This window comes from Halobacillus litoralis, from assembly GCF_020524085.2.
In the GTDB taxonomy this organism is placed as follows: domain Bacteria; phylum Bacillota; class Bacilli; order Bacillales; family Halobacillaceae; genus Halobacillus; species Halobacillus litoralis_E.
The window spans coordinates 1,485,662-1,501,631 of sequence record NZ_CP129016.1; the positions used below are offsets into that span (position 1 = coordinate 1,485,662).

A 15,970-nucleotide genomic window follows, 5' to 3' on the forward strand; every position below is an offset into this window, starting at 1 on the left:
AGAAAGTGAGGACTCCTGAAATAGGAGTCCTCACCGTCGTTAAGCTTTGCGCAAGCGATTATTAAGGTCAAGCATATTCGTCAATAACAATACGATACTGATGGCAAGATAGATACTTACCGCGGGGGCGTAAAGCACATGCCCTGCTAAAAACGCAATTCCTGTACCAAAACCGATCGACAATAAGATCAGAATGTTTTGTGGATGTAACATTTCTCCCGGTGCTTTAAAGAGCAGTTTCAAGAAAAGTCCTGCAATAATTAAGAAAGGTGTAAGGATTAAAAGAATTCCCAGAATACCGAAAGAGAAGAATAGGTCAAAGAAGTCCATCTCGATCAACTTCCGAATGTCCTCATAATTTCCTGCATATCCCATTCCGAAGGATTTCTGTACGATATCTGCTTCTTCATACATTCCATAGATATGAGCGAAATAAATGTTACGTGAGCTCAGGATGATTTTCAGGATAGGAGATTCAATCAGTGCCTGCTCACCAAGGGCGGCAGCAGCATCATCTCCTCCTTTTGTTCCTTCATCACCTTCACCTGCTTCTTCTTCGGTCCCATCCCCATCAGGAGCTTCAGTAGCTTCTCTTTGTTCATTAATTTGACCGACATCCCCCGAAACGTTCGAGAAAGTCGGAGAGAATGGTGTAGCAATCAAGAATAAAATCAAAAAGATCAGCGAGCTTATTAGTCTTAAAGGCAGGTGGGATTCTTTACTTACTCCCTTTACCTTTGAAATCAACCAATAAATCAGGTAGCTGACAAATACAATGAGTGAAGCTCCTAAGACAGCGAAGAAACCAACTTTCGTACCAAGAAGGATGGAAACAAGGGCGATGAAGATCATTGGGATAAAGTAATACAGCTTTTTAAGGCTGTCTACTTTGTTCAATGTATAGATATAGACGAGCGGAAACGAGATGGCAATAATAGAGCCGATTTCATTTCCTGAGTTGAACCAGCCTTTAAAGCCGAATTTGTTCCATTCATACGTTGCTGAAGACGTTCCAGTAAGGATGGCAAGGAACATAGTGACAGCAATGATGACCATGGCAATTGTGATGGCTTTCATAATCCGCATACGTACGATTAACGTTTTATCAAATGTGGTAAACAATAACAGATAAGCCCCAAGCATGATCGGGAAATATACGGTTTTCGCCAGGAACTGTAGTTCAAGGAACGGGTTAAAGATTGGTTTTGCAAAAAAGTTATAGGTCAATCCGATCGTAAGCACTGCGGCTAAGGCTATTAAATAAGTAATGACGTATTTCTTCAAGCGGCTGGAATTACCAAAGAAGATAAACCAGAGGGAAGCGGCCATGAAGAGGACACGGACGATTATGCCGATGGTCAGGCTTGCATTCAACGCTTGCATTGAAAAGTATGTTAAGATATCTAGTATTGGCTGTATGATGATAAAGATTAATAAGAGCTTTTCGAACAGTTCTCTGTTAACTAATTTCGACATGATTAACACCTCAGTAAGTTTCCTTGAATATGGATTTATCCACATTGAAGTATAAACCATTACATGAGAGCTGTCTATAAATGAGCGAACTTGTCTAATGGCGTTGAGAAGTCGAAATTTTTGTTGATGCTCCAAGGGAAAAGCAAGTATAATGAATAGTTGTGAATACATGATCATAATTAAAAATTCCCACTGGATTTACAGGATAGAATACATCGTGGGAACAGATAATACGGGTAAAGGACATCAGGGATTATTCGCAATAAACAGAATAGTATGAATGTCTGAATGGAACGTCATAAACCGGTTGAAGAAACGAATAATATAAACAAAGCGCTTTTAAACGTGATCGACACAAATATATTCAAAGAATAAACTAATTTCTACATAGGAAATTATGTTTTTATATTATCATGGAACAAATCATTACAATTCATCCACATCAGGTCGCCTTTTTAGGATTACCGGCCAATCGTGAGTGCATCTGATTAAGATGATCAGCAGGAATGTTTGGAAGAGAAAGGGAGTATTGGAATGAAGAAGTCATTATGTGTTGTCGGGTTAGGTTATATCGGGCTGCCCACATCAGTAATGTTTGCTATCCACGGTCATAAAGTTCATGGGGTGGATATCAACCATAAAGCAGTAGAAATGATCAACAATAAACAACTTCATATAGAAGAGAATGGATTGCAGGAGCGGTTGGAAGAAGCCGTTGATGCTGGATTGTTCAAAGCTTCGGTAGAACCTACGGAAGCAGATGTCTTCGTCATTGCCGTACCATCTCCAATCCGTGAAGATAAGACAGCGAACCTTGATTACGTAAGGAAAGCGACAGAAGCGATTGTACCTTTTGTCAAAGAAGGGAACTTAGTGATCCTGGAATCGACCGTCCCACCGAGAACGGTTGAAGATGTCATGATCCCAGTCTTAGAACAAACAAGACTAACTATCGGCGAAGAGCTTTTCGTTTCTCATTCACCAGAGAGAGTCATTCCAGGAAAAGTCTTCCAGTAATTGGTGGATAATGATCGGATCGTTGGAGGAATCAACGAGAAGTCTTCTACAATGACAAAGGAGCTTTATGAGTCTTTTGTTAAAGGAAACATCCATTTAACGGATGCTACAACAGCAGAAATGGCTAAGGTCATTGAAAATACTTACAGAGATGTAAATATAGCTTTTGCCAATGAATTGGCTCTGATCAGTGATAAGATCGGTGTGAATTCGTGGGAAGCGATCAAGCTTGCCAATTACCACCCACGTGTGAACATTCATACTCCAGGGCCTGGTGTCGGAGGACACTGTATAGCGGTTGATCCATGGTTCATGGCAGAAATAGAGCCGGAACTTTCTAAAATCATCCAGTTGTCCCGGAATACGAATGATCACATGCCGACGTACACCGCTGAGCAAATTCAGGAAATATCGAAAGAACAATTCATCAACGATCCGAAAGTGGCTTTGTTTGGTCTCTCATTTAAAGCAAACATTGATGATCAAAGGGAAAGCCCATCTCTTAAAGTCATCATGGAACTAGTTGAAAAAGGGATCAGTTTCACGACGTTTGACCCTCATATTAAAGAAAATGTGGCTTCCAACCAAACGCAGGATATGGAAGAAGCACTCAAGGATGCTGACATTCTTGTTATCCTTACAGATCATGATGAGTTTAAACAACTTGACCCTGAGTATATAAAAGGTAAAATGAGAAATAGGCTTGTCTTTGATACGAAAAATGCGTTATCGTTAGATGAATGGAAAAACGCAGGATTTGTAACGAAGCGATTAGGAGATTCAAAAAACGGATAAGGGTCTAGGTGAAAACATGAAGGAAAAGTTTTTAGGGGTTGACGTTAGTAATTACACATACGATCAGCTCAAGAAAAATATAATGACGGATATTAATGAGCACCGCAAGTCCTTTATTGTGGCCATCAACCCTGAAAAAATATTGCAGGCGCAAAAGGATGCAGACTTGTTAAACTTATTGAATACTGCAACCTATCAGATCCCTGATGGTGTAGGAATCCTGATAGCGTCTAAAATGACCGGCGGGACGATACGTGAACGGGTCACCGGTATTGATATGCTGCTCGCTGCGTGCGAACAAGCTTCCCTTCATGGAAAATCCGTATTTCTCTATGGAGCAAAGCCTGGGGTAGCAGAACAGGCTAGTGATCGTTTAATTGAAATGTATCCTGACTTGAAAATAGCCGGTATTATTGATGGTTATGAAAAAGAACCAGGATCTTATAAAAGAAACCATAAATCAGGCAAAACCTGATATTGTCTTTGTGGCCTTAGGCAGTCCTAGGCAGGAACATTGGATTGTCGACCACATGGAAGAAATGGACGCGAAAATCTTCCAGGGAGTAGGAGGTTCTTTTGACGTCTTGTCCGGACGTGTGAAAAGGGCACCAGATGCCTTCCAAAAAGTCGGTCTTGAATGGTTGTACAGACTCATTAAAGAACCGTGGAGAATCAAACGTCAAATCAAGTTGCCTACATTCTTGTTAAAGGTTTGGAAAACGAAAAAATAGAGAGCATCCGCTTCAGGATGCTCTCTATTTTTTATGTTGTAGGTTTTGTAAAGCCACTTGGGCTGTTTCTTTCGCTCTCGTGGATAGGGTAGCAGCTCTCTCTTGCAGTTTTTCTGTTTGTGACAGCCGATCTTCATAAAGACGTTCGACTTCTTGCGTAATGGCCGAAGCTTCCCAAGTAGGGTCATTGATATCGACGGTGACAGGGAAATCGAGTTGGTCTGCTAAGGCATCAATCTTAGGATCGTAGGAAAGGGCAACGAATGGCACAGAGCAAACCCCTGCAAAAATAAGGGAATGAAGGCGCATGCCGATCAATAGGTCTGCCTCTGATAACAAGTGCAGTTTTTCGTCGATCGACATGTGGCCGGGGTGAACCTCCACTTCCTGGTCTAATCGTTGAGCTACCTTATTAGAAAAAGCTTCATCAGATTCCCCGTGCATAGGAATAAAGCGTAGGCGGTACCCTTTTGCCAAACAGGTGTTGAATGCTTCCGTCAATTTCTCTACAAGTTTTTCTGAGTCTCCCCATTCACGGATACTCACTGCAATCAAAGGTTTCTGTGAATGACGGTCTGTTTCCACATTCTTGTAGTCATAACCGAAAACAGGATCAGGGAAGAGATCTATGCTTTTCCTTATCCCGATTCTTTCAAGGAGTTCCTTTGATTTCTTATCACGAACAGAAATTCCAGTAACTCTATCTAAAGCGATGCGAACCAACAGCTGGTGGATAGGTTTCCGTATGGGTCCCATTCCTTGGGCGTATATGAAAACAGGCTTCCTCAGCCATTTGGCCATATGCATGATGCCTGTATAGTACAACACGGATCTCGGCCCAGTGGCATCTTGTAATAAACTGCCTCCACCACTAATCAAGCCATCCGATTCCTTTAATGCTCGAATGATCTCTTTATAATTCCATCGATCCACGGCGGATACCCCATAGTCGGTTTCCGTCTTGGAGGGGTTCTGAGATAGAACAATGATTTGGATGTCAGGGTCGAAGGTTCTCAGATGTTGAATCATCGATTTTACGATCGCTTCATCGCCTGTATTATCAAAACCGTAATAACCGGAAAGTACGACTTTCATTGTTCCCACCTCTTCCACTTACAAAAAAATTTAATAACCTACACATCATTACACCTAAAGGGACAATCTTGCTGTTTATTTTACCTGAACTAGAACGATCACTTCAGCCATTTCGATAATAACGGAACATTCTGTATCATTTCTTGATTGAAGGCTTTTAACTTCAGGAGAGATAAGCAGTAAATCACTACAAAGAGCAAACCGGTCATAGAAACATACGAAAAGGAGAGAACTCTGGACCATTCGAATGGGCTGGCAAATAAGTAAGTAGTCGCAGTCATCCCTCCTAAGAGGACAGACATCACCAGAATCTTCACCATGTGTGCCGGGAAGACAGGAACGTCGATAAGTCTCCTGATCATCTTGTTATTGATCGTAACAATGAAAAGGTATGTGATCAATGTTGCTACTGCAGCACCTTCTATACTATAAAAAGGAACGAGAACGGCATTGGCTATTGCTTTGATCAGAGTACCGAATAAAATGATGGTCGCGGCTAATCGAGAAGCATTCATTCCTTGTATAATGGCTGTTCCAACGAGAGTCATAGAAATGAATACAGACGAAAAGCCGGTAATGCTAAGCATAAGGCTTCCTTCAGAGTTGGTGAAAAGCGCAATGTTGATCGGTACAGCCAGGATGAGAAGAAGGACTGAGGCCGGCCAAGACAATACGTGTGTAGCCCAGCGCGTCGTCTCTATCAGTTTTCTTGCATCTTTGAACTGGTTTGATTCTACATGTTTGGTCAGGGATGGGATCAACGGGAGCACCACAGAAGTAGCGAAAACCGTTGCGATTTGCACGACCGCAAGCCCGCGGCCATAAATGCCATACAAATAGGTGGTGTCACTCCCAGTTTCCGTCTTTAATAAATGTGGGATCGTGATTGAATCGACCACGTTAAAAAGAGCCATAGTGACAGTACCTATGGCAATGGGTATGGAGACAGATAGGATTCTTTTTCCCCAGACTTTAAATGTATTCCAATTATAGTTGTACTTTCGGTCGATCTTTATATTGGATCGGTATAATCGTGTTTTCAAATAGACCATGGAGCTGAGGACGCCTAATAGAGAACTTACCATCACTCCAGCCGCTATGTAAGAAGGATGATATCCCAGCGAAACCATATAAGAAGCAACGCCTATAATAAAGATTACTCGAATGAATTGTTCGATGACCTGTGATACAGCCGTAGGTCTCATATCTTCATACCCCTGGAAGAATCCTCGGTCTACAGCCATATAAGGGGCAATGAGTAAGGTTAAGGAAACGGCCATTAAAGCAGGCTCTGTTGAAACACCGCCAATCAGCTGGGAAATTGATCGGGAAAAGAGCAGGATAAAGCTCAGACTGATCGCGCCAAGCAGCAAGCCAAGAATGCGGGCTGTCTTTTGAATATAATAAATATCCTGAGTTGTACCAGATGCGCGTGCTTCAGCAATCAACTTCGAAATAGCAATCGGAATTCCCGCTACAGAAAGAATGAGAGCGACCATGTAGACCGGATAAACCAAACTGAAGATCCCGAGTACTTCATCTCCTGCAATATTCTGTAAAGGTACACGGAATAAACTCCCTAAAACTTTGGAAAGTAGAGTGGCTATGGTTAGAATCATCGTGCTTTTTAGAAAAGTAGAAGGTTTCACGATTGAGAATCAGACCTTTGTCGATAAACTTGATAGGCGAACCTTGGAAGTGCAAGCATCCGTTTCCACCGGCTTGGCTGCTTGATTAATCGATAGAGCCATTCCAAGTTCATGTTCTGCCATCTTATCGGCGCACGCTTCACATCCCCGGACACGACATCAATGCTTCCTCCCACACAAATGAATACACCCTGGTCAAAGTCAGAGAAATTTTCTGCGATCCATCGTTCCTGTTTCGGTACACCAAGAGCGACAAAAACGATGTCCGGCTTCTTTTCTTTAATGTCTTCCGTTACGGAAGAATCATTCCAGGTAAAGTACCCATTTCTATGGCCGACTACTTCTATATGCGGGTAGTCGATATTTATATTTTTTATAGCTCTATGCAGTGTTTCTTCTTTTGCACCGAGCAAATAGATCCGATACTTGTTTTCGTTCGCTTTTTCAAGGAATTCCATCATAATATCATAACCGGTCACCCGCTCAGGAAGAGGGGCTTTCAAGAGTTGTGAAGCTTTCACAATACCTATTCCATCCGCAGTTATATAGGAAGCTCGTTGAAGGCAGTCCATATAATAGGAATTATCATGAGCACGCATAACAATTTCAGGGTTTGCTGTTACGACGAAGGATTTTTCCTTGTTTTCTATATGTTTTTGTAATTGTTGGACTAAGGTGATATGGTCCATGTTGGTAAAAGGTATTCCTAAAATGTTTACCTGCTTCATTTTATGATGTGACTCCTTTAATTTACACATTCATGCTCTCCATAATATAACATAAAACGGGAAGTAACATATAGTTGTTACTCCCCGTTTTTCGTGTAGTCGGAATTATTCAGCTATTGGAAGCTTCTCTAAGCTCGTTCCATAAGCACCGTACCCGTGACTGTAAACGAAAGCTTGTTCATAATCATGGTCACCATAGGCTTTTGGCGTGATTTCATACCATGTGCCATTTCCTTCGATCGTGTTTAAAATCTGCACATTTGATGCAGGCTTTTTCATTTGGTAAAGCAAGTTGTCCGTCCCAGTTTCAGGCGTGGAGCGGACATTGACGTTTGATGTTACGGTTTTTGCAAGTTCATATTGACCGTATTCCGGCTCTGTGCCGTATTTCTCGCTCAAATAAGCATCTGCGCGATACATGAATCCGGCAATTTTCTGTCCCCAGTAAGGGTCTGAGGCCCAGCGGACGTTCATCCCGGAGCTCTTATTTCCTAAATGAGCTCCATTAGCACTCCAACTGTCCTGGTTGAAATAATTGGGGATGATAAAATTCTTGGCAGCATCTAAAATGCCTGTTTCATAGTTATCATAAGTTTTGGCGCCTTCCATCGGGGCTGAATCGATGGCATGAATTCCAAACAGGTTATTCTTAGTTACCGCAATCTGGCTTGTTCCCCATGTACTCTCATGAATAGCGTGTGCCATGAGGTAGAGGGCATTTGTACCATGCAGTTCTTCAGCCTCTTTGAAGTATTCACCTAATCCGATTAGGAGGTTATCGGAACGACCAAACTCTAAATATTCATTGAGTTGTTCAGCCGTATAGCTCGTCTCCGTGTACAAAGGCATACGGTTGAAATATTGATAAGCTTCTCCCACATGATTTCCATTTGCATCGTAAAAACTGTTCCCGTTGTCGCTGTAGTATTTGGTCCCTTCTTTCATGAAAGATGGTGCAGGACCGTACATATAAGTCCTGAATTCGTCTGTGATCGGAAAGTAAATGTAGTGCTGAATATTCCCGTCTTTATTGGAATAGTAGCTTTTACCTTTAATTAAATGGGATGGAATCAAATTAAACTCTTCTTTTTTTACGAAGCCTTCAGTGTCTGCGACTTTCACTTCAAGAGATTCCTCATTAACATCTAATAACTCTACCTCGATCCCAGCCTGGATGTACGTGGCGTGAGAAGTAAAGGATTCGCTTGTGAAAATGGTAGCCTTAGCATTTGCTACAGCCGTTCCTTCAGAAATCCATACAACCTGATTTCCACTTAATACAACTTGGTTCCCTTCAGCGTTCTTCACAGCTTCTTCGTATGTTTCATAGTTGCCTTCAATTACTGGATCTTCCAACTCAGTAAGAGAAGCAACTTTAAAGTCCATCTCAACAGGTGGATAAAGAACTTTCAGTAAACGATTGATAACAGCAGCCGTTTCCCCACGTGAAGTTTCATCATAAGGGGCAAAGAACAATGATCCATCTTTGTGCTGCTTTCCGCTGATAATCCCTAAGTTCGTCAAACGTTCTACTGATTCAACAGCATACTCACGAATTTTGTCATTATCTTCAAAGGCTAATTCTTTACGCTCAGAAATGATGTTCTTGGAATCTGCCGCATTCATAATCATGACCGCCATATCCTGACGTGAAATGATTTCTTTAGGGCGGAACGTCCCATCTGGATATCCATTGATCAAACCGTGACTGTAGGCAGTCATAATAGAATCGTAATACCAATCTTCTACTTGGATATCACTGAACTGATCAGCAGAAACATCCAGTTCCGTTTCATCCAATTCTAAAGCTTTGTTAATAAAAACAGTAAATTCTGCACGCGTGACCGATTTTTCCGGTCGATATGTACCATCTTCGTACCCTGTCATAATCCCGGCTTCAATTAACGCTCTTAAATCTTCTTCGAAAGGTGTTCCTGTAATGTCATCTTCAGCATGAACAGCGGAGCCGAAAGACGCGAAGAAGAGGAGAAAAAGCATAAGTATTGATAGTTTTTTCACATTCCATCCTCCTTTATTTACCACTCTTAATCTATCAAATAATGAACAGGATGAATAGTTTAAATCAGAAATTTTTGGAAAAGTCGGGTCAAAAGGAGGGGGAAATACCCGTTTTTATGATAAATAAATCTAAGAAACTACAAAATATATAAAATGAGACTTTTGAACGATGTAATTCCTTATTCTAGTGAACGATATAAGAAGAGATAAAACACCGGTTTCGTTTACATAAAATTACAAAATAGCCCAGGAACCTACAAGGGAGTGGTCGTTAAGTCATTTTTTTCGAAATGTCAAAGTGAACGCGCGGATTATGGACAATCTAAAATACGATGTAGAAGGAGCATGAGAATTATTATGCTGAAGAAAATTGGAAGTCTGCTGTTTGCCCTTTCTGTTTTGTCCTTGGTCATTTTCCAACCGATTCAAGAAGTGTCTGCTGAGGAATTGAGTGATATACCCGCTCGTTCTAAAGAGAACATTCATCTATTAATAGAAAAAGAGATCATCTTTGGTTATACAGATGGTACATTCAAACCCAAAAATCCAGTTTCCAGACAAGAAGCTACAGCAATGATTGGTCGTGCTTTAAAGTTAGACAACACAAAACAAGAAACGACTTTTCCAGATGTCACCTCTAATATGTATGCTTCAGGTTACATAGCTTCTGCGACAGAAAAAGGGATCATTACAGGCCACTCCGATGGGAAATTCCGTCCGAATGAAACGGTAACGAGAGCTCAAATGGCCATTATCATCTCCCGTGCTTTCAATTTTAAAGGGGAGACGAAGAAATCTTTCCCGGATGTAGCGAATGACAGCCTTTACTATGAAGCGATCAATTCCATCGCTTCCGCAGGAATTTCTGTCGGTTACCCGGATGGAACATTCAAGCCTTATAATAAGCTGACTAGAGAAGAGTTCTCTATTTTAGTTGCTAAGGCCATTAGTGAAAATGGGGATTACGTAGTTCAGGAACCATCAGAAGATGAGCCTGAGGAGCCTCAAGAACCGGAAGAGCCGGAAGAGCCGAAAGAGGAACCCCTTGATGTAATCGATGAAAGAATTGTCACGGCGGATTCCTTGAATGTTCGTCAAGGCCCAAGCATTGACTACGATATCGTTGGAAAATTAACAACAGGAAACGCTGTGAAAGTTCATAAACTTGAAGGGGACTGGGCCTATGTTTCACACGGGGAACTAAAAGGTTATGTCCACACCTATTACCTTGTCGCTAAGCCAGGGGAGGCAACACCTCGAACGGTAGCCATTGATCCAGGTCATGGAGGCAGAGATCCAGGTGCATCCGCAAATGGTTTAGTAGAAAAAGAAGTCGTTTTGGATGTTTCTTTGATGGTACGTGATTATTTGAAAGACTCTGGGATTAATGTGGTGATGACACGTCAAAGTGACTGGTATCCGTCTCTTGATGGACGAGTAGCCATTGCTCAAAAAGGTAAAGCGGACGCTTTTGTCAGTGTCCATGCCAATGCATTCGTGAGTAGTGCGACTGGTGTTGAAACGTTCTATTATGCAGCGGGGATGACCGACCGTGAAAGAAAAAGCTACCATCTGGCGAAATTCATCAATGATCGTTTGTACAAAGCGATGGATATGAATAATCGTGGAGTTAAAAATGCAGGGTATCGAGTGATCAAAGCTACCACTCTACCATCTGTTCTTACAGAAATTGGCTTCCTTACGAACGATAATGATGCAAGAAAACTTAAAACTCAACATTATCGTGAAGAAGCGGCTCAAGCTATTGCTTTAGGGATCATTGATTATTACAATTGGAGAGATTGATAAATGAAGAGCGGGATTTTGTTCCGCTCTCTTTTTTTTAACTTCATAGATTATATTCATAGGAGGTCCTTAAAATGAAAGAATGGGTAAAAGTCTGTTTGGTTGCTTTTCTGGTAGTAGTTGTAACGCCAGCCCTCGTCTCTGCATCATCCGAGAAAGATGATCCAAAAAGAGTGATTCTAACATACGAAAAGGATGAAGGTTTGGCCTTCTTGGACGAAATTCCTCACACAATTCATCATCATTATGAACGGTTAGGAGCGGCAGCGGTAACCGTAAGCGAATCGGATCTTCCACTATTGGAAAACGCAGAGGCCGTTACTTCTATCGAGGAAGACCAGCGAGTGAAAGTGAGCGCCCAGCAAGAAGGATGGGGATACACAAGTATAGGTACACAAAAATCTGATAACCTCGGCTTGACTGGTGAAGGAGTAAAAGTGGCTGTCATTGATACAGGGATTAACACCAATCATCCAGATTTAAAGGTTACCGGTGGAGCGAGTTTTGTGGAAGATGAAACATTTGTAGATGATAATGGGCACGGCACCCATGTAGCGGGGATTATCGGAGCATTAGATAACGATGAAGGAACGATAGGAATAGCCCCTAAAGCACAACTGTATGCGGTGAAAGTATTGGACCAGGATGGAAATGGCCTTGTCAGCTCAGTACTAGCTGGGATTGAATGGGCCATAGAAGAAGAAATGGATATGATCAACTTAAGTTTGACGGCTTGCACTCCTTCTGATCTAACGAAACAGGCCTTGCAAGGTGCTAAGGATGCAGGGATTATTGTAGTGGCTGCTTCCGGAAATAAAGATGTATGTACATACGATGATGTGACGGATGTTCTTTATCCAGCCAGGTATCCAGGGGATTGTAAGTGTTGGAGCGGTAGAAGAGGACCAATCAGATTCGGGTTATACCTATGGAGGGCCATCGCTTGATTTCACAGCCCCCGGGATGAATATAAAGAGCACCTACATCACTACGGAGGATAATCAAAGTGGTTATGAAATGCTGAGTGGATCTTCGATGGCGGCCCCACACGTCACGGGTGTTTTGACCTTATACAAAGAAATGTTCCCAGAGTTCAATAAAGACGAGTTGCTGAATCTTGCAATCAACAACAGTTTGGACCTTGGAGAGAATGGTAAAGATAATATTTACGGTTATGGAATGATCCAGGCGCCTACCACACCTTTTTCTGATTTTGAAAGAACCCGCTGGTACAGTGAAGCCCTTGAGTTGATGGCTCAAAACAATTGGATCAGTGGATATAGAGATGCTTCTTTTATGCCACAAAAAGAGATTACGAGAGAAGAGGTTGTTTCCATAATTGGTAGAATCCTCGATTTAGATAATGAACAGAGAGAAACACAGTTTTCAGATGTCCCAAAAGAAACTTTTGGATCAGGTTATATTGACTCAGCGGTTGAAGCTGGATTTGTTAATGGATATCCTGATGGCACCTTCAGGCCAAAAGATTCGGTCACACGCGGGGATGTGGCTATTCTAATCCATTATGCTTTTGATATAGAGGGGGATAAAGAAGCGGAATCTTTCCCGGACATATCAAAAGACGATTATTATTATGATAGTGTCACCACATTGAAAGCTTCAAATATTGTTAGTGGATACCCTGACAAGACCTATAGACCGTCGGAGAACATTTCACGATCTGAGGTCATTTATATGCTATATAAAGTTATTGAATTGAAATAATGGAAAAGTAATAAAATGCTTCATTTTGTGGTGGAATTTCTGGAAAACAAGATAATGTTAACGAGTTGGGCTTATTTGTTGGAATATAGATTATCAATTTTTCTAACTTCTACATCTCGCTCATTTAATCTCGTAAATTAACCCAGCAGAGTGTATTTTCTGCTGGGTTTTTATCGTTATTTTAATGTGGTAATTGTAAATGAATCGTTTGAAAATCTTTAAAGTTATGAAAATTATGTGGGAAATGATAGAAAATTCTTGTAAGATAGAAATATATGGGGGTATTTGTCCCTTTATTCAGTTACATAGAATGGGACCGAAGTCCGCCCGATTATATATTCAAGGAGGAGTCATTTTAATGAAGAAAGTTAATAAGAAAAGTGCTTTATTCCTATCCTCAGTGAGTGCCGCGCTAGTTGCATCAGCTGTAGCCCCAGGTACAAGTGTTTCCGCAGAGGATGTATTTCCAGATGTCCCTTCCGATCATCCCTACCATGATGTGATTCATGCTCTAGCTGAAGCTGGAGTTGTAACCGGTTACGAAGACGGAACTTTCCAATTGTATTCTTCTGTCACTCGTGCGGAAGCAGCGGTCATGATGGCCAGAATTCTTGATTTAGATATGGAAACAGGAGAAGATTCTACTTTCTCTGATGTATATGAAGGAGATTGGTACGCTGCCTCCATTAATGCCCTACATGAAGCGGGGTACATCAGCGGTATGGAAGATGGTACGTTCCAACCGAAAAAAAGAAATGACTCGTGGTGAATTTGCTCAATTGATTGTAGAAGCCTATGGTCTTGAGAGTGATGCAAGTGAACACCCATTTGAAGATGTTCAAGAAGGTGCCTGGTACGAAGATGCCATTGCGACTCTTTACAATCTTGATCTTGTAAGCGGGCAAAGTGAGACGAAATTCGGTCCGAAAGATGATATCCGCAGAGGCGACTTCGCCTGGTTGCTTGCGAATACAGATTATGAGTATGGAATCACATTGGGTGATGAGCATTTTGAACTTTCTTTAATGCACACCAATGATACACACGCTCATTTGGATGAGGTCGCTCAACGTGTGACAGCGGTGAATGAGATAAGAGAAGAAAATCCGGATGCTCTTCTTCTTGACGCCGGGGATGTTTTCTCTGGAACTCTATATTTCAATGAATTCAAAGGTCAGGCAGATCTAGAATTCATGAATATGATGGGGTACGATATGATGACACTTGGAAACCACGAATTCGACCTTGGTTCAAGTGAAGATGGTCATAAGGCTCTTGCTGAGTTCGTCGGCGGTGCAGATTTTCCTTTTGTAAGTTCGAATGTGAACTTCTCTCAGGATGAGAACATGAAAGGACTTTATAACAGCTACATCAGCAAGAGGCCTGCAGATGGTGAAATCTACAATAGTGTCATTAAAGAAGTAGATGGGGAAGAAGTTGGTTTCTTCGGATTGACGACAGAAGAAACGGCTGATATCTCAAGTCCTGAAGCTATTACTTTCGATAACTATATTGATACAGCTGAAGAGCGAGTGAAAGCACTGGAAGCCCTTGGTGTTGATAAGATTGTAGCTCTGACACACATTGGGTACGATGATAACCCGAACTATGACAATGACCTGTTGTTAGCCGAAGTGGATGGAATTGACGTCATTGTCGGAGGACACAGTCATTCGAAACTTTCAGAACCAGTGGAAGTGACGACCGATGAGAATGGAGAGCCTAAAGATCCAACTGTCATCGTTCAAGCCGGCCAATATGGAGGGTACCTGGGTACATTGGATGTAGAATTCGATGATGAAGGTGTCGTCGTCGGTTACGCGGGGGATTTGATTGATGTAAGTGAAAAAGAAGCAAACGCTGAAGCGGCTGCCGCTCTTGAAAAATACACGTCTAAGATCGAGGATATCCGTGACGAAGAGAGTGGAGCCGTTGCTACAGAAGCCTTCCCGAATCCACGTCTTGAAGATGGGGACGAGATTAGTGTTCGTAACAGTGAAACAGCACTAGGTAATCTCATCACCGATGGAATGCTTGATAAAGCGAAAGAGTATAAGCCGGATACAGTTGCGGCCTTCCAAAACAGTGGCGGAATCCGTGAAGCGATCGACAAAGGACCAATTACGATTGGTGAGATCCTGACGGTTATGCCATTTGGGAATACACTGGCAACGATGGAACTATCCGGTGCTGAAATTATGGAAGCATTAGAGCACAGTGTGAGCAATGCTCCTAAAGAATCTGGTGGTTTCCTGCAAGTTTCTGGGTTGAACTACACGTACGATAGTTCCTTGGCTGTTGGTGAACGTGTACAATCTGTTGAACTGAATGTTGATGGAGAATGGGTTGCATTAGATGAATCTGCGACTTATACGATTGCAACAAACGCATTCACAGCTAAAGGTGGAGACGGTTATGATGTGTTTGCTAACGCCTATGACGAAGGACGCGTGACAGACCTAGGTTCATCAGACTGGGAAAACTTCCGTGACTATGTTGCTGAACTAGGAGAGGTAACACCAGTCATTGAAGATCGTATTGTAGACGTAGCATCAGAATAAGAATAAGAAAAAACGCAGGAGATCATCTCTCCTGCGTTTTTTAATGTGAAAATATGGAATAAAATGCCACACCAGGTCATCCATATATTGGATGACCTGGTGTGGCAATGTTTTACAATTCATCCTCACTTTGAGTTGGGGCGGTTTTTTAGGGCTTCTAGTTTTGCTTTGGCCTGCTGTCTGCGTTTTTCGGTTTCTTTATGAAGGATCCGGTAGCCATCGTTGTCAGATGTCTCTATCAGATCTCCTTCTTTAGCAGACTCGGGTAATACGCTTCGATCTACCAGTTCTTCCGTAGCTTCGTTTCCTTTTAACAATAAGACAGCCTTGTTACCTTCAAACCGATCGATTGTATATGTTGGCATCAA

The 15,970-nt window shown here is 41.9% G+C and carries 11 protein-coding genes and 2 pseudogenes; 7 read left to right on the forward strand and 6 right to left on the reverse strand.

Annotation, left to right across the window (positions count from 1 at the left end):
* Positions 1–39 precede the first annotated feature (39 nt).
* Complete coding sequence (locus tag LC065_RS07610) at positions 40–1,476, reverse strand: O-antigen ligase family protein (RefSeq protein ID WP_226592536.1); 1,437 nt, start codon at positions 1,474–1,476, stop codon at positions 40–42.
* A gap of 534 nt (positions 1,477–2,010) precedes the next feature.
* Here LC065_RS07610 and LC065_RS07615 point away from each other — a divergent pair.
* A pseudogene (locus LC065_RS07615) lies at positions 2,011–3,288 on the forward strand (nucleotide sugar dehydrogenase).
* 16 nt (positions 3,289–3,304) lie between these two features.
* Positions 3,305–4,019: pseudogene (locus LC065_RS07620) on the forward strand (WecB/TagA/CpsF family glycosyltransferase).
* A 24-nt stretch (positions 4,020–4,043) separates the two neighbouring features.
* Here LC065_RS07620 and csaB read toward each other — a convergent pair.
* The 4 genes from csaB to LC065_RS07640 form a co-directional block, all read right to left on the reverse strand.
* Entirely contained in the window at positions 4,044–5,114 is a 1,071-nt protein-coding gene (csaB, locus tag LC065_RS07625) for a polysaccharide pyruvyl transferase CsaB (protein WP_226592530.1), read from the reverse strand.
* Positions 5,115–5,212: 98 nt separating this feature from the next.
* A complete protein-coding gene (locus LC065_RS07630) occupies positions 5,213–6,763 on the reverse strand; it encodes a putative polysaccharide biosynthesis protein (RefSeq protein WP_226592528.1) in 1,551 nt (516 codons plus the stop codon).
* Complete coding sequence (locus LC065_RS07635; RefSeq protein WP_226592526.1) at positions 6,760–7,491, reverse strand: WecB/TagA/CpsF family glycosyltransferase; 732 nt, start codon at positions 7,489–7,491, stop codon at positions 6,760–6,762. The genes LC065_RS07630 and LC065_RS07635 overlap by 4 nt, the downstream gene beginning before the upstream one ends.
* Positions 7,492–7,596: 105 nt before the next feature.
* Positions 7,597–9,510 (reverse strand): S-layer homology domain-containing protein, encoded by a 1,914-nt coding sequence (locus tag LC065_RS07640; protein WP_226592524.1) that lies wholly within the window; start codon positions 9,508–9,510, stop codon positions 7,597–7,599.
* 357 nt (positions 9,511–9,867) lie between these two features.
* Here LC065_RS07640 and LC065_RS07645 point away from each other — a divergent pair, with 357 nt between their 5' ends.
* The 5 genes from LC065_RS07645 (at position 9,868) to LC065_RS07665 (ending at position 15,602) form a co-directional block, all read left to right on the forward strand.
* Positions 9,868–11,316, forward strand: coding sequence for an N-acetylmuramoyl-L-alanine amidase (locus LC065_RS07645; protein WP_226592522.1), 1,449 nt, complete (start codon positions 9,868–9,870; stop codon positions 11,314–11,316).
* A 74-nt stretch (positions 11,317–11,390) separates the two neighbouring features.
* A complete protein-coding gene (locus LC065_RS07650; RefSeq protein ID WP_306163864.1) occupies positions 11,391–12,263 on the forward strand; it encodes a S8 family serine peptidase in 873 nt (290 codons plus the stop codon).
* Positions 12,163–13,041 (forward strand): S8 family peptidase, encoded by an 879-nt coding sequence (locus LC065_RS07655; RefSeq protein ID WP_306163865.1) that lies wholly within the window; start codon positions 12,163–12,165, stop codon positions 13,039–13,041. Before LC065_RS07650 ends, LC065_RS07655 begins: the two co-directional genes overlap by 101 nt.
* Positions 13,042–13,399: 358 nt before the next feature.
* Positions 13,400–13,810 (forward strand): S-layer homology domain-containing protein, encoded by a 411-nt coding sequence (locus tag LC065_RS07660; protein WP_306163866.1) that lies wholly within the window; start codon positions 13,400–13,402, stop codon positions 13,808–13,810.
* Positions 13,770–15,602 (forward strand): 5'-nucleotidase C-terminal domain-containing protein, encoded by a 1,833-nt coding sequence (locus LC065_RS07665; RefSeq protein WP_306163867.1) that lies wholly within the window; start codon positions 13,770–13,772, stop codon positions 15,600–15,602. The genes LC065_RS07660 and LC065_RS07665 overlap by 41 nt, the downstream gene beginning before the upstream one ends.
* Positions 15,603–15,727: 125 nt before the next feature.
* Here LC065_RS07665 and LC065_RS07670 read toward each other — a convergent pair whose 3' ends face one another.
* The gene (locus tag LC065_RS07670; protein WP_226592517.1) at positions 15,728–15,967 is read right to left on the reverse strand and encodes a DUF3006 domain-containing protein; all 240 of its coding nucleotides are present in this window, start codon (positions 15,965–15,967) and stop codon (positions 15,728–15,730) included.
* Positions 15,968–15,970 lie beyond the last annotated feature (3 nt).